Below are 18,845 nucleotides of genomic sequence, written 5' to 3' on the forward strand. Positions count from 1 at the left end.
TCGCTCCCTAACCTTGGTATGTTGCAAAAACATCTTTGCCTAGATGGCACTCAGGACATAAGAAGTATCCCGGAACATCACTCCATACTGTCCCAGGTTCAATACCTTGGTTAGGCTCACCCACAGCAGGATCATAAACCCAATTACAAACAGTACAAATCATGTACTGACAGTCTGCCGAATGAGGCGGCTCTGCATCTTGGCTAGGTTGTGTTTTTGGCTTTTCAGGGCTTAGTGTCGATGGCCCTGGCTTGTCGTTTTTCTCGCAAGACGCAGCCGTCGGTAGCATTCGAGAGGGGCGTTTGTTGGCCCACAGCTTTGCAATGTACTGACCATGCTCTCGACACTTCTCTATACCATCGCGATCAGGACGCCATTTTGTTTTCAAGCTCATCGACGTTTCAAAACCCGCGTCCATAAGGCGCGTGTGAATGCGGTCAACGGCACCACCGGTCCAACCAAAACTACCAAAAGCACCCGCCTTTTTCGCTTTGAAACGCAGCCCTGTGATTTCCTCCAGCATCCCTGCGACTTTAGGCATCATGACATTATTCATCGTTGAAGAGCCAACTAACACACCTTTAGAACGGAATACATTCGATATGATTTCATTTTTGTCGTGTTTCGAAACATTAAACACTTTTACTGCGACATCTGCGTCGACGTCGTGAATACCCTGCGCGATAGCATCAGCCATCATGCGTGTATTATTAGACATGGAGTCATAAAAAATAGTGATTCTATCTTCTTGATAGTCATCCGCCCACGCAAGATACTGCTCGATTATTTGAATAGGATTATCGCGCCAAACGACACCATGAGAGGTTGCGATCATATCGACAGGTAAATTAAAACTTAAAACTTCCTTTATTTTCGCCGTTACTAAACGGCTGAAAGGGGTAAGAATATTAGAATAATACCGTAAGCACTGTTCCATCAGCTCATTTTGGTCAACTTCATCATTAAACAAGCGCTCATCACAGTAATGCTGACCAAAGGCGTCATTGCTGAATAAGACGGCGTCCTCGGTTAAGTAAGTCATCATGCTATCGGGCCAGTGCAGCATGGGCGCTTCAACAAATATAAGCTGCTTACCATTCCCAATATCGATACTATCGCCGGTTTTTACCGTATTAAAGTTCCACTCCGGGTGGTGATGGTGGCCGACTATCGAGTCTATCGCCGCTTCAGTGCAATATATCGGCGTGTCAGGGATCCTCTCCATCAAGGCGGACATTGCGCCGGAGTGGTCTTCCTCTGCGTGATTAACAACAATAAAATCGATACTTTCTAGATCGATTTCCCTTTCAAGGTTTTGCAAAAATTGTTGGCTAAAACGGTGATCAACAGTATCGATCAGTACTGTTTTCTCTTCTTGGATTAAATAGCTGTTGTAACTTGTTCCTTTGGTGATTTTATATTCTGTGCCATGAAAGTTCTGCACTTCCCAATCTCGTTGACCCACCCAGCGAATGTTGTTTTTTACCTGTATTGTCATGATTACTACCTTAAATGACATTGAGAACCTAATGCACTCTATAAGCATTAGTCGTGCCAAGATAATTAATCATTCAAAATCAAACACTTACATAACAACCCACCTAAAACATTGTCGTAATGACAGCATTGATCATTGTCATTTAGACATATATGATTGTCATAAAGACACTAATGCTAGATTATGACTGAATTATTCGCCCATTGGCTGCACATCACACAAGATTTAAATTCTGCACTGATTCGAAAAGACCGGTTTGATACATTATTAACGACGATAAGAGAAGTGCTACGCTGTGATGCATCCACACTACTTTTGTATGAGAATCAGACCTTTATTCCTCTCGCCATTAATGGATTATCGCATGACGTCTTAGGTCGTCGTTTTGCTCTCGCTCAGCACCCGCGTTTGGAAGCCATTGCACGAGCAGGTGATATCGTACGTTTTCCGGCTAACAGCGATTTACCAGACCCTTATGATGGATTAATTCCTAACCATGATGGCAAGCTTCAGGTTCACTCTTGTATCGGACTTCCGCTATTAGTGGACGATCAGCTAATTGGCGCAATAACTATTGATGCGTTTGACGAAAATCAGTTTGATGGCCTTCTCAATCACGACTTGCGGTTTATCAGCGCACTGGCAGCAGGCGGGCTACAAACAGCCTTGTTATTAGAGCAACTAGAAACACAAGCCAATGTCACACATGAGGCATTGACAGAGCGGCGTACGTTTAGTGATAAGATTATTGCCCGCTCAGCGGTAATGCAGACGCTACAACAACAAATAGACGCGGTCGCGAATACGGAGTTATCAGTATTAATAACCGGGGAAACCGGGGTTGGTAAAGAGTTAGTCGCTAATGCACTCCACCAGCGTTCTGCAAGAGCATCTAAGCCATTAGTCTATCTTAACTGCGCCGCGCTACCGGAATCCGTCGCGGAAAGTGAACTATTTGGTCACATTAAAGGGGCCTTTACAGGTGCAATTAGTGATCGAAAGGGTAAGTTCGAGCAAGCCGATAACGGCACATTATTTTTAGATGAAGTTGGCGAATTATCGTTAGAGTTGCAAGCCAAGCTACTGCGTGCACTCCAATTCGGTGATATCCAGCGGGTCGGCGATGACCGTCATATTCAAGTGAATACGCGCATCGTTGCCGCGACCAATCGCGTTTTATATGAGGAAGTAACAGCCGGTCGTTTTAGAGCCGATCTATACCATCGTCTCAGTGTATTCCCTCTCAATGTTCCACCTCTTCGTGAACGAGGCGACGACGTCGTGTTACTAGCCGGCTTTTTTGCCGAACAAATAAAAGCTAAATTCCACCTTAGCAGCATTCGCTTATCTGCATCACTACTTCAAAAGCTCACGCACTATGCATGGCCTGGCAACGTACGTGAGCTAGAGCACGCTATCAAACGAGCCAGTGTCCTAGCCAAATCTCGAACGCAGTCGAGGGATCTCGAGCTTACTCTGCAAGATTTTGATCTCTTTACCTCTGACCAAGAGGCGGCTGTTGTTTCCCACAAACAGCCAAAAAGAGAGCCTATTGAAGTTCCAACATTAGGGCTACGCGCAGCAACAGAAAATCTTCAGAAAAGAATGATCTCGGACGCACTATCACAAAATCACGGTAATTGGGCCGCCGCTGCAAGGCAACTTGATATTGATAGCGGTAATTTACATCGCCTAGCAAAACGGTTGGGCCTAAAATAGGAGCGACCGGCGCAGATCAAAAGGCCGTAAATTCATACCCTACTGAGCTCACTTGACGTATTCCGTCAATTGCCCGCTTTTTGCTTTTCCAGTCTCTTGTGACGGTTAGAGTTTTTGGGGGTAAGGGACGACGGAGCCGCCTTACGCTCATGGTATAGGTGCCTAAGCGCAAGGATCGGGTGAGACAGTAACATTCTTGGACCAGCGTACCGCATGACCGTCTTCATCTGTTGCTTTTCTGCCTTCTTATAGCAGTGGATAGGACAACGATTGCAAGTCGGTTTGTCTTGACCATAAGGGCAACGATCCAACTTCACTTCTGCATAGTCTCTCAAATGTTGGCACGCTGAACAGAGCGCCTCTCCCTGATGATGGTCACGACAATAGATTTGTATCATGCATGAAACGGTTTTAAATTCTATTGCAAGCTCACCGGTTAACCACTTTGAATCCATACCTTACACCTAAAAAATAATAGCAATAATAGCGGTAAGACATAAGAAGGATGGTAACAGTAATAGCTCTCATTAAACCCTACTCCAAGCTTACCTTTTATTAATAATAATGTGACAGGGTTACCCCGCCGCGCCATCTGCGCGTGCTTGGCTCAGCATAGGGCCAAATCGCACCGCAAACCAGCCATAGCTTATCGTCCAAAGCAGTGCCGATGCGGCAACCAGCTCTAGGGTATACACCGGCCAAAACCACATGCCAAATACGCGGACGAGTGCTGATATGACTAAGGCATAAAAGAGCCAAGACACAGCGGGGCCCTGATAAACATTGCGCCCAGTATGGCCAAGCGTGACTCGCGCAATCATGGCCAGGACAACGCCCCCGAGTACACCTATCGCGAATAAGTGCCAGATAAGGTTTGATGCCCAGGGGTTAATCACCACCGCTTTTAATATCAGGCCAAATGGTAGGAAGAGATAGAATAGGTGCAGCGAGAACAGCATAGGTACCTGGTACGCTTTCCAGCCTTTCCAACAGTAAAGCCGAACACATTGAGCAATGCCCGCTGTGAGCAGCAACCCACGCGCGACCATATTGTCAGTGCCGGACACCAAAGTGACGCCAATCAGTAGCACAAACACAGCAACAATCGCTCGCTCTAGCCACACAGGTGTGCTTGACACCTGTATACCCAACTTCTTCTCCGTGAAAAACGGGATCACTCGGCCACCCATTACGCTAATAAGCAGCATGAACCACAACAAGGTACTGTGCCAAACTTGATTCATGGGTAGTGAGATTTCCCCCAGTAATACGCCGTACGACAACGCGTTAAGCAAGGCCGCAATCGCTAAAATAGGAATAAATAAGTAGTTGCGCTGACGCTTAGCCACCACCACGCGATAGCCCAACGACCATGCCACACAGCCTATAAACAGGGTATCAAGTACAAGGCTCGACCAAATTGGGACATCCACCCAGAAGCTCAATCGCGCCAACAGCCATAATGAAAAGATAGCGAAAAGCTTCAGTCCACGTGTGCCCGGTATGCTGGTCCAATTTTGTACCGCTGTCATTAAAAACCCACCAACAATGGCCATCGAAAAGCCAAACAACATCTCGTGAGCATGCCACCAAAGCGAAGGCACCGTGAGTGACACCATCCCAGGATGGGTGTACAGCCCACTCCATATAATAATGACCAGACAGGAGTACAGAGCACCAAAGAGGAAGAAGGGCCGAAATCCCAACCGCAACAGCGGCGGGATCTTATCTTCTTTTTGTTTGTCGGTGACATTTAACAACATTCGAGCGCTCCATCTGCAGAATTGGGTTATTCACCCTAGCACACACGGAAACACTGCTTTTGATATTAAACAAATCCCAACCAACTTAATGTGCTACAAAAAGAAAGGTTATTGTGGTTATTGTTTAATCAAGATCCATGTTATCGAATCAAAAGGCTGGACGTAACCGATATGAACCACAACAATTTTCTCATCACCAACCGGTGCAACATTCAAGCTGGCAGAGCCAAAGAATGAGGAGGCCCATGACCTATCCATCTAGTAGCAAGTTTGCGGTACTCGGCGCGGCACTTATCGCCATAAGCTATGGATTAGCCCGCTTTGCATTCGGTCTGTTCGTCCCACCGATCCGCGATGACTTAGCACTGAGCCCCTCGCAGATAGGTATGATTAGTGCCCTGCCGTTGATTAGCTTTGTGATCGCAACTGGTTTTGCGCCGCTGATTGCCGATCGCATTGGCGCAAGAATCACTGCAATTGTTTCTGGTTTATTTGGCGCTCTGGGTCTCGCCGTCATCAGTCAATCGACTAACAGTGTCTCACTAGCTGTCGGTGTGTTTGCTTGCGGCATTTGCACCGGCTTGATGATGCCCGCCCTCACCGCTGCCATGCAGGCTATCGTTAATCGCGCTCTGCATGGTAGAGTCAGTTCAGTGATGAATGCGGGTACCAGCATTGGTGTAGTCGTTGCTGTGCCTGTAGTCTTGCTGCTCGAATCGGCTTGGCGCACGGCCTATTTGTCTTTTGCAGTACTTGCGACACTTGGCATTGTAGCCGCCTGGCGGATGTTGCCATCTGTCTCGCCTGTCACACCCACAGATGCCGCCCCTGCGCCACCGATCAGCCGATTACAATGGGCGCGGCTGTTCCGTTTATCGTTGTTTGCATTCGCGATGGGATTTGTCTCTGCCGCGTACTGGATTTTCGCACCCGATTTGGTCATCACACTGGGAGGGCTTCCTAGCGATGCGACCGGGTGGTTATGGGTAGCCGTTGGCATTGCCGGTTTAGGCGGTGCGGTCGCAGCGGATCTCGCTGACCGTAACAACCCACCCATCACTCATTCATTAATGTTAATGATGTTGGCGGCAAGTATGGCACTCATTGCCGCCAGTCCTGGCAACAGCGGAATCACGCTTTTTTCCGCTCTCGTGTTCGGGCTTGCCTACATGAGTTTAACTGGCTTGTATCTAATGACCGGGATCCGACTTCTCCCCGGGCGCTTATCCCTCGGACCTGTTTTGCCTTTTATGGCCGTATCACTCGGCCAAGCGGTCGGCTCTCCAGTGTTAGGCTTATTGATTGAAAAAATGGGTTATGCTGGCGCTTTTTCGGTATTTGCCTCCGCCAGCATTGTGGTTGCCATTATCTCTCCACTTTACCCTCGTCAGCTCGAACAAGAGTGGGACGAAGACGTGATTGAGGACACTGGCCTACAAGCGGCCTATGATCATCAACTACATGATGAAGAAGGTGAGCCTTATCGCGGTGTGGAAATAGAAGAAGAGATCGAAGCCGTTGAAGAAGACCGCACCAATGAAAATTAATTACAAAAATATCATTTAATATCGACATATGGTTTAACATTGATCACGTTTAAAAGACATACTATGATGAATTCATACTGAAATGTAATTTAGTTACACATAACGAGCGTGCTATGTTATCCGCGATTAAGGAACTTTTTACCCCTCATAAAGACTATGCCGGCCGAAATATCGACGCTGTTATCGATCGATTAGCGGCGCAAACCGGGACAGAGGCCCATGCCTGGTCTTACCTCCGCGAGCAAGCCGTGTATGAAAACACGCTCAATGGTATGCGGGTATATCCTCATGAGCTCAGAAAGTACGCGGCCTAGAATAAACCGTAACGAGTACACCAGCAGATTTTGCGTCGTGCTACTGAGAGGTTCGTGCTAGACTCCACGCCATTCAGTGTGTCTGAGCGGGAACGCGGACACACGCTTCTTGTTTGTTGAGTCTGTTATGCCATTTAAAAAACTGGGTTTAAGCGACCCACTTTGCCAAGCCATTGCCCAACGCGGCTTTACCACGCCAACATCTATTCAAGCCAAAGCGATTCCAATCATCCAACAAGGGCATGATCTGATTGCCGCGGCACAAACGGGCACCGGAAAAACCTCGAGTTTTATCTGGCCTATCATCGATAAATTATCTGCCGGTGAAGCAGGACGTAAAAAGCGCGCTCGCGCACTCGTCATCGTTCCCACTCGTGAGCTCGCCCTGCAAGTGGCAGAGAGCGCACGTCAAGACAGCCAGTTTACTGAGCTAAAAACCTTAGCGATGGTTGGCGGCATGGACGAGCAGGCACAAAAGCAAGCCTTAGTGGACGGCGTTGATATTCTCGTCGCCACCCCGGGACGACTACGCGATTTACTCAGCCAACGTGCCGTCTATCTAGATGAAGTGGAAGTGCTGGTTCTCGACGAAGCGGATCGCATGCTCGATATGGGCTTTATTGATGCGATTCAACATATTCTAGACCGATTGCCGGCAAGCACGCAGTGCTTGCTATTTTCGGCCACGCTGTCTAATAAAGTGCGCGATCTAGCCAAAGCGACCATTGGCGATGAAGGCAAAGAAATCAGCATTGCCGCACGAGATGCCTCGAAAGACAACATTACTCAATGGTGTATTCCAGTCGATAAAGATAAGAAATCCGCACTGCTTAGTCATTTGATTAAAGAGAATGGTTGGACACAGGCGTTGATTTTTATCGAAACCAAACATGGCGCCGCTAAACTCGCTACCCAGCTGGAAAAACGGGGCATTGCCGCTGAAGCCTTTCACAGTGGACGCAGTCAAGCCATGCGGGCCCAATTGCTGGAAGACTTTAAAAACGGTAGCATCCAATTTTTAATTGCCACCGGCGTCGCCGCACGTGGCATTGATATTGAGTCGCTTGAGCGCGTGGTCAATTACGATCTGCCCTTCCCGGCCGACGAGTACGTCCACCGAATTGGCCGTACCGGTCGCGCAAGTGCTCAAGGCGAAGCGATTTCATTGGTCTCAAAAGATAACACCAAAAACTTACGCATGATTGAAGCACGTCTCGGGCATCCACTTGAACGTCACATTATCGAAGGCTTTGAACCTAAAAAGCCAGTGCCGCTGACTGCACCCAAGTGATAATGTGCATACAATGATCGCAACAAAAACGGCGAGCTTCATGCTCGCCGTTTTTGTTTGCTTTATGCCTGAGTCAGTGTTTGCCAGAGCGCCTGCCATGCATCTGGGCGGCGATAGTATTGGCTCACTGTGATAGCTTGCCATTGACCGTTTTGCTCCACCAGCATGGATGGAAAACCGCGTAAGCCATGCGCTGCCATCAATTGACGGGTTTGATTCACCGCAGGCATCACATCATTTTCGGCGCGATTCATCGCCTGTTGCCAAGCCCCTGCCTCTATCCCCATCTCACTGGCAAGCTCTGCGAGCGTGTCAGCTTCATAGACGGAGCGACCTTGCTGATAATGGCCACGCTGGATGCGTTTCAGCATCTCTGCACCCTGACCATCAAGCTGCTGAGCAGCGAGGATGGCTTGCGCGGTCATAAAGGAGTCCAAAATTACCGGCTGGTCGCTTGCCACGCGGTCTAGATAGGCTTGACCAAATGTCTGTCCGGTTTGATCGGCAATGGTCTGATCTGCCGCCAAGATATGTTGACGAAAGCTGTCTTCAATCGGCGCACGCTCTCGCATACCACCTGGATGAAGCTGCAAGTTAATCTCAGGGGTGTTGCTCAAGCTTTCAATCAAGGTGGCGGCGCCAAAGCACCAGCCACACATTGGGTCAAAAATATAGTGGACGTTTACCATTCCATCTCTCCCATATGTACTTTGGCACCAATTTCCAAAGCCATCGGCAAACCCGCTTTCGGATATTTCGCTTGCATGGTTTTAATCAGCTCAGCACTGTCTTTGCTGTTTGCTTTCGCCTCGGCAAAGTCTTGCAAATACTGCTGGGCAAAAATAATGGTGTCAGCGTTCAGTGCCGTGCCCGCGGTCATGTGTCCTGGGATCACGACGTTAGGCTTCAGTGCTGCCATTTCTTCTAGTTGTGCGGCCCAACCTTCACGCGCTTGGTCAGATTGTGCGTCTGCCATCCAAAGGTGAACATTGCCATACACAGCGACGTTACCCAGGATCGCCTTGTTGGCTGGGATCCAAAGATACGGACGATGTGCCAACTCGCCTTTCGCGCCGCGAATTTCAATTTTACGACCGTCCAGTGTCAATGATGAACGGGTATAAGCAGCAGGCACTACAGGGTTTTGCGGGGCATTATCACCCATTTTTGGAGCCCAAAATGCCATTTTTCCGTCCAGTTTTTCTGCAATGGTGGCGCGCACTGCCGGTGTGGTGATCACTTTTGCGTCAGGGAACATGCCGTGCAGCACTTCCGCGCCAAAATAGTAATCTGGGTCTGCTTGGCTAATAAAGATAGTGGTCAGCTCTTTCCCAGAGTCCAGCACTTTAGCGGCAATACGTAGCGCGTCTGCTTTAGTAAAGCCCGTATCAACCACCATGGCTTCGGTTTCGCCATACACCAAGGTTGAGTTTACGTGGAAGCTGTTACCATCCGCGTTATATACGTCTAAGTTCAAGGGTTCAGCATTATTGGCTGCCATTGCGCTGCCAGTCAGTAATAAAGAGGCGGCTAGGGTTTTTATCAATTTCATCGTCGTGCTCCGTTGTTTGCATTCGGTGTTGAGATGCTGTGCAGTTTACGGGCTCGACTTGTTCGAATATATAGCTAATAATTTACATCATTATTTCACAATTCGAGCATGTAAACGGGTCGTACCGCCTTACGAACGGCTGGCTCTTAAGCATAGATGAGATTGACATGGACACACTGACTGCAGCCCGCGTATTGATTGATGTCGCCCTTACGCAAAGTTTTACCGCCACTGCCGAGCGGCTCGAGATGTCGCGCCCCATGGTGACTCGTCATGTCGAAGCGCTGGAAGACTGGTTAGGCGTGCGCTTATTGCAGCGCACCACGCGCAAAGTATCGTTAACCTCCGCTGGCGAGCAAAGCTTGCCACAACTGGAACAATGGGTTGAACAAGCCAATGCCCTGACACAGCAATGGCAACAAGACGCGGGCTTGACCGGAAAAGTACGGGTGGCCACCAGTATGTCGTTTGGTTTTGCGCAACTGATCCCCGCGGTAAAGCCCTTTATGGCCGCTCACCCCGGGGTCGATGTAGATATTGAAGTGCAAGACAAGGCCGTCGATTTGATTGCGGAACGGATTGATATAGCCATCCGCATTGCATCCAACCCGGATCCTTCCCTAATTGGTCGTCCGATCGCCGCGTGTGATTCCGTTTTGGTAGCGGCACCGGATTATTTGGCGGCCCATGCACCGATCCGCTCACCGGAAGATCTCACCGCGCATAGCTGTCTCAGTTACAAGCAGTTTGATCGACCGATTTGGCATTTAGACAAAGGCGAGGAACACGCCGCGGTTGAAGTGCAAGGTAAGCTCTCAGCTAACGAGGCGACCACCTTACTCAGTGCTGCCATTCAGGGCATGGGCGTAAGCATGCAGCCGGTGTACCTGGCTCATAGTGCCATTGCGCGAGGTCAGTTGGAGGTCGTGCTCCCCGATTGGCAACCCAAGGCAATGGATATCTACGCCTTGTATCCGTCACGTCGCAACCAGCCACCGGCGGTGCGTGCGTTGCTGGATGCGCTGATTGCCCACTTCGCCAATCGCGAGTGGGCACCGGTTGCTATTTAGTCAGCAGAAAAAATTGAGTGATGAGAGGATAAGCGCGCAGGCTTAATCAGACGATTTTGCTCGCGCAGCATGATAACGCTGGGCTTTAACCAGCCATTTATCAAGCTGATTGGCAAAGGCTTGTTTTTGCTGCGGACCAAGCGGAGCAGGCCCACCTGTGTGCACACCGCTACTGCGCATAGTTTCCATAAAATCACGGATATTAAGCCGGGCGCGGATGTTTTCTTTGGTCAGCAATTCGCCGCGGGTGTTAATCACCGTCACGCCCTTTTCAATCACTTCATCCGCGAGCGGAATGTCTTGGGTGATCACCAAATCGCCCGCCTCTGCCTCGGCAACAATTTGGTTGTCCGCCACATCAAAGCCCTTTTCTACCTGACGTGAACTGGCGTAAGGCGACGGCGGTAAACGGATAAACTGGTTGGCAATAAAGGTGGCTTGAATGTGCGTTCGGTGTGCCGCGCGTACTATCATCTCGCGCATCGCGACCGGACAAGCGTCCGCATCTACCCATATTTGCATGCTGGTTCTCTTAGCGTTAGCGTCAATGCCTGCATTAAACCCCAATTCACCGCAAATTGAAACGTTACCCCTGCGCCGTATCCGCGTTTAGTACTGGCTTTACATCGCTTGGCTGCTCAGGCGCGCAGATATTAGGCTGTGTTGGCCGCCCGCTCTTAAACTGCTCTAGCCAAGACGTTAAGCATGGCATCACGCCATCTGCAAACGCTGCCTCCCCTTGCCACCAAACCCGTGCCAGCGTTAACCAGCGGTGACGCTCACTGTGTGCATTGGCGATGTTGTCGGTGCGCAGTAGACTGTGATCGGCCTTTTCAAACACACGCACGTGATAAAAAGACAGCGGCGCGTTAGCGAGCAGCTGGTGATACGTGGAAGCGGTTTTATCTGAGTCGACATAAGCATCCCGCGCACCAAACAACGCTAACGTGGGCACGTCGAGATCGATTAAATCAGCAGTCACATCCGAGGCCCAATTACGTTGTACAAATTGCCAAAAAGCCTCGCTCATGGGGGCGTTGTCATCCTGTTTTACGTGGTTTAGGTACTGCTGATACGACGCGCCGGATTGGATCAAGGCATCCACTGTCGCCTCGGCAGCTTGCTCAGCCGCAATAGCGGATTCACTGTATCCGGCGGCTAATCGCCGTTGACGTCCAGAATACTCGGATTGCGCCATCCAGCTGACTGCTCCACCGACACTGATCAGAAAATCGATGTTTTCGACTTGGTGCGCCACCTTAGTGATCACCCAACCAGCTTGACTAAAGCCCATCAACCCCAGCTTGCCATCCTTTAGCCCCAAGGTTTGGCGCAAATAGCGAATCGCCGCCGCGACTTCATCGGCCCGATCTTGCATCGATTGCGACCGCCAATCCCCGCTCGACTCTCCCACTCCCGGCTTATCCCAAGACAACGCACACCACCCATTCGCCGCTAACACTCGCCAGAGTGGGAGGTAATAACCAAACGCATCGGTCGGCACGTCACCAGAGCCATGCACAAACACCACACACTGATTCGGGCTCTCAGAACCTAAAGGTAAAATTAACTCACCCGTGAGCTGATTATCGCCTGTGTTAAAGTGAATGGCTTGACGCTTTAGCCCCGCGTTTGGGTCATCCATGGCTATCACCAAAAACGTGCCTATCAGCACCAGCGCTATCAAACCTCGCTTTAGCCACTTCATCCCCTTTCTCCTTCCACCCTATTACCGCTAAAAGGTGTATAAATAGCCGGTATTGAACGACCACAAATCGTCTCTATCAACAATAGGGCTGTCTGATACTTCATCGCCATAGTGGCGATAGCTCACCCCCAACAACAGATGATGCGCGCGGCCAAGCCTGTAATAGAGATTGAGGTCGGATTGAAGCATGCAGGTTTGATCAGGTTGATAAGTGGGTCGGCCAGCTTTGGCGTCTTGGGATGACACACCGACATAATAACGACTCACCGCGCGACCCACACAAGTCAGTGACACTTGAGGGTCAAGCACCCACGGGCCTTGTTCCATCGGCGCGCCATAGCGGCCCACCACCGCGCCACTGTTATGATTATCCGAGATATCATGATGGTAGCCGAGCTCAAAATAGCCCACCGACGTTATCCAGCCAGTGGTTAGATTAGCGGTATACACCGTATCGAGACTTTTCATATCTTTGAGGGTTTTGCTGTCACCGCGGGCGTGATCGCCAAACACATCGTCGCCCACGCCCGCCGACACATACCAGCTGTCGCCCTCGGCGAGATACACACCTAGGGTATCGTTGCGATAAAAAATCCCCTCCCATTGCGCCTCAACCACCAGCTCAATGTCTTGGTCATCTTCACCACCGAGATATATCGACGGCTCCGTATAGCCGACCAGGCCGACGGTCAGATAATTATCCGCGGACATACTGTCGGTTTGCGCATGCCCGGCCAAGGGCACCAAGGTCAAAACGAAACAGATAAGTGTGACAAATGGATTCACCGGCGATTCTCCATAATGGCGAAATAGTAACTGAGAGTTCGCCCTTATCTTGAAACAACCGGTATTAAGAAAACCTTAAGACTCTCCCGTCATTTTGTGCGCGGCTTCCCAATTGATAACCGCCCTCGCCATCTGAGCGTCGCACTGAAATTCAAAATGCCAGTTGAGCTGTCCGGCAATGCGCTCAACAAGCTGTAGGCCTAGACCAAATCCGATCTGATTCTCGTCCACGTCTGAATCAATAGGGTTGGCAATCGAAAACTGCCCGTTGGTGATCTTAATCTCAATCGCGCCGGGCGCACTGTAGGTGAGCGCATTGCGAATCAGGTTGGTACTCGCAATACGAAACAATTCCCTCTCAATAGAAATAGGATCACTATGATTATCGATATGGACAGTCACTGGCTTATGCGCAGCAAGATACGCCAGCTCATCCACGAGGGTAGCGCAGAGCGAGCCAAGGTCGACCTTTGATTGGCGAATCTTATCTGGATGTTGCCGTGCCAACCAAAGCAGTGATTCAGACAGTGCCATCATATTGGCGTTGGCACGCGAGGCGCGCTGCAAGGCCGGATAACTGGCATCCTTGTCATCGATACGCAGTGACAAAGTATCCAAGGATGCTTGTATAATCGCCAACGGCGTACGCAGTTCATGGCTGGCATGCTTTAAGAACTGCTGCTCCCGTTGGTTATGTTCACGCACCTGTTGCAGCGAGGCCATCAAGTGGTCGGCGATTTGGTTAACTTCACGTACCGAAAAGCGTACATCGATAGCTTGATCAGGGTGTGTTTTTACCCGCGCCGACCATGCCACCAACTCTTTGAGTGGCTTCAATGCATTGTTAAACAACAGCCCAATCACGGTGACAAGCACCAGCATAAAAGCGGTAATTAACACGCTAGCATCGGCCAAAGAGCGCTCGACAATCATGGCGGCTAATGCTTCGATTTTTTCTGCCGCTTCAAACTCGACCAAGTACAGGCCTTGGGATAGGTGCTGATCGGAGTACAACAAGTAGCCATACTCACGCGTTCCACTGTCATTAATGCGCTGAATTTCAATTGGATCATCGGGCTGTATCGGCTCTGAGGAAAACAAATCACGCACCGATGTCGGGATAGCCTGCCAATCTCGATACGCACTAACAGTGTTGCTTTGTGGCAATGGATAGTTAGGATCGGCGGCCAGCTTCTGCTCGAGTTTGATAGCATCGAGCCGCATGTAGTTTTTGCCTGCCTGACTGATTTGATAAAAGCTAAACACGGTGACAAGTGCCAACAACCCGATAAAGATCGCCACCGCCATGAACACAAGCTGGCGACGCGATTGTGCCGCGAGGCTTCGAACAGGGCTTTGGCTCATACCGGCGCGGCCTCAGAAAGGGACAAACCAATACCGACATGGGTGTGGATCAGCGTTTTAGCAAAGGGTTTATCAACCACTTTACGCAAATGGTGAAGGTGCACGTTAATGGTTCCTTGGCGCACATCATCGCTGGCCCAAATCGCCTCCTCAATATCGCTTTTGGACACCACAGTGGGTGAGCGGCGAGCGAGTAGCAACAGAATGTTCCAACCGATAGGGGTCAGCTTAAGCGGCGTATCACCGCGCGACGCGATATGCTCTTTGGGGTAAATCGTCAGATCAGCAATGGTGATACACTCTCGTACCGGTTGATGACGTCGATGCAAGGCCTGTAAACGTGCGAGCAACAACGGCATGGTGCAAGGTTTGACCACATAATCATCTACACCGGCGCGAAAGCCCTCAAGCTGGTCGGTGTCCGCACCGCACGCGGTCAGCATTAACACCGGGGTATCGATACCCTGCTCACGCAGCTCGCGACAAACCGCCATACCCTGAACGTTGGGCAGCATATTGTCGAGTATCACACAATCAAACGTCTGCTGGCTGGCAAGCTGGATCCCCGTTTCGCCGTTATAGGCAAAATCACAGTCGATATTATGCAGCTCTAAATATTCTGACATCGCTAAGCTGAGATCGTGGTCATCTTCAATGATGAGTATTTTCATGCGGCGTGCTCTTCTATCCGTGTCGTTTTTAATCTACACGAATCCATTGGATAAAATACACCCCACTCTATTGATCTCGTCCGATACAAAAAAAGCGCCCGCAGGCGCTTTCATCGAGAGACTATCATATGACTTACTTTAGCAATGCCAACACCGCATTGACGCAGGCTTCAGATGACACTGGATTTTGCCCTGTAACTAAGTTGCCATCAGTAACCACATACGGGGTAAAGTCATCCGCTTTCTCATAAAGACCGCCGTTTTCTTTGAGCATGTCTTCGACTAAAAATGGTACTACCTCGGTTAAGCCAACGGCAGCTTCTTCGCTATTGGTGAAACCAGTAACCCGTTTGCCTTTCACCAGTGGCTCGTCACGATCTGAACGCGTATGACGGAACACAGCAGGGCCGTGGCATACCGCACCAACGGGTTTGCCCTGATAGTAAAAGGTCTCAATCAGCTGACGAGATGTCGGGTCTTCTGCCAAGTCCCACAATGGACCGTGTCCACCGGGATAGAAAATCGCGTCATACTCATACGCATTCACATCGCTCAGCGTGACGGTGTTATTAACCATATCTTGCAACTCCGCATCGCCATCAAACCGACGTGTGGATTCCGATTGCGCATCTTCCGCTTCGCTGTTTGGGTCAATCGGCGCCGTTCCGCCTTTAGGGCTCGCGACCACAACGGTTGCACCTGCATCTTTAAACGCGTAGTAAGGGGTGGTGAACTCTTCAAGCCAAAAGCCTGTCTTGTGCCCCGTCTCGCCCATGGCATCGTGAGATGTCAGCACCATCAAAATTTTGTGTTGTTGCATCATCGCTCCTTGTTGTTTGACGCGTTCATTGACCGCTTTGCTATTCGGCAACCTTGTTACTAACGAAGTAAATCCCAGTTTTGATCAGTTGACGGTTTCTTTACTTTCATCGAATAACATTGACTTAAGCCTAGCTTAACAATGACACCACCCTCCTGTCTGCCGCTACAATGAGTACATCCATTAAGGGCAACGCCCTCATCACGTTTAAAGTAATCATGTATCGAACATGCAAAAGAGGTCATCATGAAAAAGGCATTTGTACTAGCACCACTCGCTCTTGTCGCTGTTTTAGTGGGCTGTGAGCAACAGGCCAATGACAAACCTGCAACCGAGACGCAAGTCGAAAACGCAGTAGAAAATGTTCAAGCTGGCGCAGAACAAGCAATGGATAGCGCCGAGAATGCGGTTGATGCAGCAGGCGATGCTGTCAACGAGATGGTTGATCACCACAATGCAAAACTATCACTAGATTGGAATGGCACGTATCAAGGTGTCGTCCCTTGTGCTGACTGCGAAGGTATCGAAACCAGCCTGACACTAAACGAAGATAACACCTATGTATTAACCAAAACTTATCTTGGTAAAGAAGGTGAGGCATTAAAAGAGGAAGGGACCTTCACTTGGGGCGACATGGGTACCATCGTCACCCTTCAAGGCCTAACCGACACGCCTAATCAGTTCTTTGTTGCAGAGAACCAAATCATCATGCTCGATATGAACGGTGAGCGTATCGACGGCGATTTAGCCGACATGTACGTGCTGAAAAAACAATAATCTAATGAGGGCCTGTGATATGCTGTTCTACCACATAGTACAGGCCCTCTATGCGGTTATCTACGGGTTTAAAGAACTCAACTATTATGGCTTAAATTATTGATCTCTTGGTCTAAGGGTTGTATTACTACACACTCTTACACACACCTCATCTCTTACACATTTGTTAAGTGAATATTGTCACCGAAATACCCACCACGATCAGACAGTTCAATATGATCTAACTTAACACCTTGACTTTACAATTAATTTACATTCACTCAAATGAGAGATTGATTCCAGAAAGTCCTTTGCCTTTATTTCTGTCCAATCAAAATTGATATATTCGGCGAATAAATAGTCAGGCTAGGAGTAAAACGTGGCCCATACCGCATACATAAAGATGATTGGAGAAACGCAAGGCTGTATCACCCAAGGTTGCAATACCGATGACTCCATCGGGCGAAAAGCGCAGATTTCACATACGGACGAAGCAACCGTTTTAGCCTGCAACTACTCGCTAGAAAAAGAAGCGGACGAAGTCAGAAAGACTCTCAGCGCTTTAACCATCACAAAGCCGATCGACAAGGCCTCGCCTCTTCTTGGCCTTGCTTTTTCAAAGCAAGAAAAGATTCAGTGTGAGATAAGGTTTTACAGAACCAATGATAAAGGCCACAACGAAAACTACTACACCATTGAGTTAGTTGATGCCGTTATCGCACACCTGTCGTTTAACCAGCCTCACGTCCTTATTTCCGGCGATGAAGATACGTCCGAGGACATTGCGCTTCGGTATAAAGATATCGTCTGGAAGCATAATATTACTGGTACCCAAGGCTACGAACGATGGGAATAAGATCTAAGCCCTCGTCTTACGACATTGCCGTTGTAAGAAAAGCTGGTAAAGGATTGACCATGCAAGCTACAAGCCTCGCTAATCGTCACATTCGAAGTGGGGTTTTGAAGAATCAATTCGTCAGAGATATTGATCGGTTTGAACAGTGCTTGGTTAATGACGTTGAGCGGGGCAAAAAAACCAAAGAGCAAGCTCTTACCGAAATGAAAAGAGAGCAGTCCAGCTTAATGGAACAGTCTTCGTTAATTGCCTCTAAAGGAATCGGTGTTATCGCTGGCGCCATGCAAGTAGCAGCAGGTGGGGCAATATGCATTTACTCTGCCGCATCACTATGCTCGATCGGCGCATTATTGGTGGCTCATGGGGCTAACAACATGTATGAAAACGGTAAATACTTTGTCGATGGCGAAGAAGACGCAACTGGCTTGGTGCGCGAAGCTTATCAAGGTGCCGCAGAATTTGCAGGATATCCTAAAAGCTATGGAAACATGGCCTACTACGGTGTCGATTTGGCCTTGTCGGGCTACGGAATGGTAGCAAAAACAACCACAGTAAAAGATGCCGACAAGGCTTATCAAATACTATCGAAGGGGACATCTCGCACTTGGACTAAGAGCAAAAATGCTAAAAGATTTAAGCTATTCAGGTATAGCTCTGAGGATTATTTGAGAGGTTATCAAGCCGCGAAGAAGAGCTCTCTCGCTACAGAAGTTGTTGCTGACGGTTTGACTATTAATGCTTTGCATGAAGAGGCTTCTAAGTGATTGAAAAATCTGTTTTCGTGCTAACTTCCATTGTTTTTGTTTATTTCTTAAAGAAGTTTAATGCATCGCCGTCGGAAAAAATCGTTTTCTTTTCCAAGTACGCACTGATGCTCCTTAGCGCAGGCCAGTACATGTCGATATTTTTTTACGGTGGTAAGGTAAAAGGCGGTTACGATGCCGGAGACATACTCTTTTTCAACGACAAGATAGTAGACGCTCTCCAGCTCCCTGGGTACATACAATTTTTTGCCTTAGCAACTGGTCTTTACCTCTGTATATTTTGTCACCCTAAGCACAAGAAAAACGTGTAAAGCATCCCATGCTTTGACAAGTCGGTTATTCATAGCCGGTTTTCTTAAGGAATA

General features: G+C 49.1%; 20 protein-coding genes. 9 read left to right on the forward strand and 11 right to left on the reverse strand.

Annotation, left to right across the window (positions count from 1 at the left end; all coding sequences use genetic code 11):
* Nucleotides 1-7: 7 nt before the first annotated feature.
* Nucleotides 8-1,498, reverse strand: a complete 1,491-nt coding sequence (gene norV / locus BGK46_RS06500; protein WP_069587821.1) for an anaerobic nitric oxide reductase flavorubredoxin — start codon at nucleotides 1,496-1,498, stop codon at nucleotides 8-10.
* 183 nt (nucleotides 1,499-1,681) lie between these two features.
* On the opposite strand from norV, the gene norR reads away from it, so the two are divergent.
* The gene (norR, locus tag BGK46_RS06505) at nucleotides 1,682-3,217 is read left to right on the forward strand and encodes a nitric oxide reductase transcriptional regulator NorR (protein ID WP_069363102.1); all 1,536 of its coding nucleotides are present in this window, start codon (nucleotides 1,682-1,684) and stop codon (nucleotides 3,215-3,217) included.
* A gap of 65 nt (nucleotides 3,218-3,282) precedes the next feature.
* Here norR and BGK46_RS06510 read toward each other — a convergent pair whose 3' ends face one another.
* Both BGK46_RS06510 and BGK46_RS06515 read right to left on the reverse strand, forming a co-directional pair.
* Nucleotides 3,283-3,672 (reverse strand): nitrous oxide-stimulated promoter family protein, encoded by a 390-nt coding sequence (locus tag BGK46_RS06510; RefSeq protein ID WP_069363103.1) that lies wholly within the window; start codon nucleotides 3,670-3,672, stop codon nucleotides 3,283-3,285.
* A gap of 120 nt (nucleotides 3,673-3,792) precedes the next feature.
* The gene (locus BGK46_RS06515; protein ID WP_084781304.1) at nucleotides 3,793-4,980 is read right to left on the reverse strand and encodes an NnrS family protein; all 1,188 of its coding nucleotides are present in this window, start codon (nucleotides 4,978-4,980) and stop codon (nucleotides 3,793-3,795) included.
* Nucleotides 4,981-5,225: 245 nt separating this feature from the next.
* On the opposite strand from BGK46_RS06515, the gene BGK46_RS06520 reads away from it, so the two are divergent.
* The 3 genes from BGK46_RS06520 (at nucleotide 5,226) to BGK46_RS06530 (ending at nucleotide 8,132) form a co-directional block, all read left to right on the forward strand.
* Nucleotides 5,226-6,527 (forward strand): MFS transporter, encoded by a 1,302-nt coding sequence (locus BGK46_RS06520; RefSeq protein WP_069587822.1) that lies wholly within the window; start codon nucleotides 5,226-5,228, stop codon nucleotides 6,525-6,527.
* 113 nt (nucleotides 6,528-6,640) lie between these two features.
* Nucleotides 6,641-6,841 carry a hypothetical protein gene (locus BGK46_RS06525; RefSeq protein WP_069363105.1) on the forward strand — a complete coding sequence of 67 codons (201 nt, stop codon included), beginning with the start codon at nucleotides 6,641-6,643 and terminating at the stop codon, nucleotides 6,839-6,841.
* A 127-nt stretch (nucleotides 6,842-6,968) separates the two neighbouring features.
* Nucleotides 6,969-8,132 (forward strand): DEAD/DEAH box helicase, encoded by a 1,164-nt coding sequence (locus BGK46_RS06530; protein ID WP_069587824.1) that lies wholly within the window; start codon nucleotides 6,969-6,971, stop codon nucleotides 8,130-8,132.
* 62 nt (nucleotides 8,133-8,194) lie between these two features.
* On the opposite strand, the gene BGK46_RS06535 is transcribed toward BGK46_RS06530, so the two are convergent.
* Both BGK46_RS06535 and BGK46_RS06540 read right to left on the reverse strand, forming a co-directional pair.
* A complete protein-coding gene (locus BGK46_RS06535) occupies nucleotides 8,195-8,821 on the reverse strand; it encodes a DsbA family protein (RefSeq protein WP_069587826.1) in 627 nt (208 codons plus the stop codon).
* On the reverse strand, nucleotides 8,815-9,684 hold the full coding sequence (locus tag BGK46_RS06540; RefSeq protein WP_069587829.1) for an MBL fold metallo-hydrolase: 870 nt from the start codon (nucleotides 9,682-9,684) through the stop codon (nucleotides 8,815-8,817). Before BGK46_RS06540 ends, BGK46_RS06535 begins: the two co-directional genes overlap by 7 nt.
* A 167-nt stretch (nucleotides 9,685-9,851) precedes the next feature.
* On the opposite strand from BGK46_RS06540, the gene BGK46_RS06545 reads away from it, so the two are divergent.
* The gene (locus tag BGK46_RS06545; protein ID WP_069587831.1) at nucleotides 9,852-10,754 is read left to right on the forward strand and encodes a LysR family transcriptional regulator; all 903 of its coding nucleotides are present in this window, start codon (nucleotides 9,852-9,854) and stop codon (nucleotides 10,752-10,754) included.
* Nucleotides 10,755-10,796: 42 nt separating this feature from the next.
* Here the strand turns inward: BGK46_RS06545 and BGK46_RS06550 are convergent, their stop codons facing one another.
* The 6 genes from BGK46_RS06550 to BGK46_RS06575 form a co-directional block, all read right to left on the reverse strand.
* The gene (locus BGK46_RS06550; protein ID WP_069587832.1) at nucleotides 10,797-11,276 is read right to left on the reverse strand and encodes a YaiI/YqxD family protein; all 480 of its coding nucleotides are present in this window, start codon (nucleotides 11,274-11,276) and stop codon (nucleotides 10,797-10,799) included.
* Nucleotides 11,277-11,340: 64 nt separating this feature from the next.
* The gene (locus tag BGK46_RS06555; protein ID WP_069587834.1) at nucleotides 11,341-12,462 is read right to left on the reverse strand and encodes an alpha/beta hydrolase family protein; all 1,122 of its coding nucleotides are present in this window, start codon (nucleotides 12,460-12,462) and stop codon (nucleotides 11,341-11,343) included.
* A 27-nt stretch (nucleotides 12,463-12,489) separates the two neighbouring features.
* Nucleotides 12,490-13,248, reverse strand: a complete 759-nt coding sequence (locus BGK46_RS06560) for a MipA/OmpV family protein (protein WP_069587836.1) — start codon at nucleotides 13,246-13,248, stop codon at nucleotides 12,490-12,492.
* A gap of 75 nt (nucleotides 13,249-13,323) precedes the next feature.
* Nucleotides 13,324-14,613 carry a sensor histidine kinase gene (locus BGK46_RS06565; protein WP_069587838.1) on the reverse strand — a complete coding sequence of 430 codons (1,290 nt, stop codon included), beginning with the start codon at nucleotides 14,611-14,613 and terminating at the stop codon, nucleotides 13,324-13,326.
* Entirely contained in the window at nucleotides 14,610-15,284 is a 675-nt protein-coding gene (locus tag BGK46_RS06570) for a response regulator transcription factor (RefSeq protein ID WP_069587840.1), read from the reverse strand. The genes BGK46_RS06565 and BGK46_RS06570 overlap by 4 nt, the downstream gene beginning before the upstream one ends.
* Before the next feature lie 133 nt (nucleotides 15,285-15,417).
* Nucleotides 15,418-16,104 carry a type 1 glutamine amidotransferase domain-containing protein gene (locus BGK46_RS06575; RefSeq protein WP_069587842.1) on the reverse strand — a complete coding sequence of 229 codons (687 nt, stop codon included), beginning with the start codon at nucleotides 16,102-16,104 and terminating at the stop codon, nucleotides 15,418-15,420.
* 246 nt (nucleotides 16,105-16,350) lie between these two features.
* Between BGK46_RS06575 and BGK46_RS06580 the strand changes: the two genes are divergently transcribed.
* The 4 genes from BGK46_RS06580 (at nucleotide 16,351) to BGK46_RS06595 (ending at nucleotide 18,791) form a co-directional block, all read left to right on the forward strand.
* Complete coding sequence (locus BGK46_RS06580) at nucleotides 16,351-16,881, forward strand: copper resistance protein NlpE (RefSeq protein WP_069587843.1); 531 nt, start codon at nucleotides 16,351-16,353, stop codon at nucleotides 16,879-16,881.
* Between the two features lie 358 nt (nucleotides 16,882-17,239).
* A complete protein-coding gene (tssD, locus tag BGK46_RS06585; RefSeq protein ID WP_069587845.1) occupies nucleotides 17,240-17,716 on the forward strand; it encodes a type VI secretion system tube protein TssD in 477 nt (158 codons plus the stop codon).
* 59 nt (nucleotides 17,717-17,775) lie between these two features.
* Entirely contained in the window at nucleotides 17,776-18,480 is a 705-nt protein-coding gene (locus BGK46_RS06590; protein ID WP_254659664.1) for a DUF4225 domain-containing protein, read from the forward strand.
* Nucleotides 18,477-18,791, forward strand: a complete 315-nt coding sequence (locus BGK46_RS06595; RefSeq protein ID WP_069587848.1) for a hypothetical protein — start codon at nucleotides 18,477-18,479, stop codon at nucleotides 18,789-18,791. Before BGK46_RS06590 ends, BGK46_RS06595 begins: the two co-directional genes overlap by 4 nt.
* The last annotated feature ends 54 nt before the right edge of the window (nucleotides 18,792-18,845 follow it).

The organism is Salinivibrio sp. SS2 (genome assembly GCF_001722075.1).
Taxonomy (GTDB): domain Bacteria; phylum Pseudomonadota; class Gammaproteobacteria; order Enterobacterales; family Vibrionaceae; genus Salinivibrio; species Salinivibrio proteolyticus.

Coding starts and splice junctions, on each gene's coding strand:
- norV (WP_069587821.1), bottom strand. CDS start 1,498: ATGACAATACAGGTAAAAAACAACATTCGCTGGGTGGGTCAACGAGAT.
- norR (WP_069363102.1), top strand. CDS start 1,682: ATGACTGAATTATTCGCCCATTGGCTGCACATCACACAAGATTTAAAT.
- BGK46_RS06510 (WP_069363103.1), bottom strand. CDS start 3,672: ATGGATTCAAAGTGGTTAACCGGTGAGCTTGCAATAGAATTTAAAACC.
- BGK46_RS06515 (WP_084781304.1), bottom strand. CDS start 4,980: ATGTTGTTAAATGTCACCGACAAACAAAAAGAAGATAAGATCCCGCCG.
- BGK46_RS06520 (WP_069587822.1), top strand. CDS start 5,226: ATGACCTATCCATCTAGTAGCAAGTTTGCGGTACTCGGCGCGGCACTT.
- BGK46_RS06525 (WP_069363105.1), top strand. CDS start 6,641: ATGTTATCCGCGATTAAGGAACTTTTTACCCCTCATAAAGACTATGCC.
- BGK46_RS06530 (WP_069587824.1), top strand. CDS start 6,969: ATGCCATTTAAAAAACTGGGTTTAAGCGACCCACTTTGCCAAGCCATT.
- BGK46_RS06535 (WP_069587826.1), bottom strand. CDS start 8,821: ATGGTAAACGTCCACTATATTTTTGACCCAATGTGTGGCTGGTGCTTT.
- BGK46_RS06540 (WP_069587829.1), bottom strand. CDS start 9,684: ATGAAATTGATAAAAACCCTAGCCGCCTCTTTATTACTGACTGGCAGC.
- BGK46_RS06545 (WP_069587831.1), top strand. CDS start 9,852: ATGGACACACTGACTGCAGCCCGCGTATTGATTGATGTCGCCCTTACG.
- BGK46_RS06550 (WP_069587832.1), bottom strand. CDS start 11,276: ATGCAAATATGGGTAGATGCGGACGCTTGTCCGGTCGCGATGCGCGAG.
- BGK46_RS06555 (WP_069587834.1), bottom strand. CDS start 12,462: ATGAAGTGGCTAAAGCGAGGTTTGATAGCGCTGGTGCTGATAGGCACG.
- BGK46_RS06565 (WP_069587838.1), bottom strand. CDS start 14,613: ATGAGCCAAAGCCCTGTTCGAAGCCTCGCGGCACAATCGCGTCGCCAG.
- BGK46_RS06570 (WP_069587840.1), bottom strand. CDS start 15,284: ATGAAAATACTCATCATTGAAGATGACCACGATCTCAGCTTAGCGATG.
- BGK46_RS06575 (WP_069587842.1), bottom strand. CDS start 16,104: ATGCAACAACACAAAATTTTGATGGTGCTGACATCTCACGATGCCATG.
- BGK46_RS06580 (WP_069587843.1), top strand. CDS start 16,351: ATGAAAAAGGCATTTGTACTAGCACCACTCGCTCTTGTCGCTGTTTTA.
- BGK46_RS06590 (WP_254659664.1), top strand. CDS start 17,776: ATGCAAGCTACAAGCCTCGCTAATCGTCACATTCGAAGTGGGGTTTTG.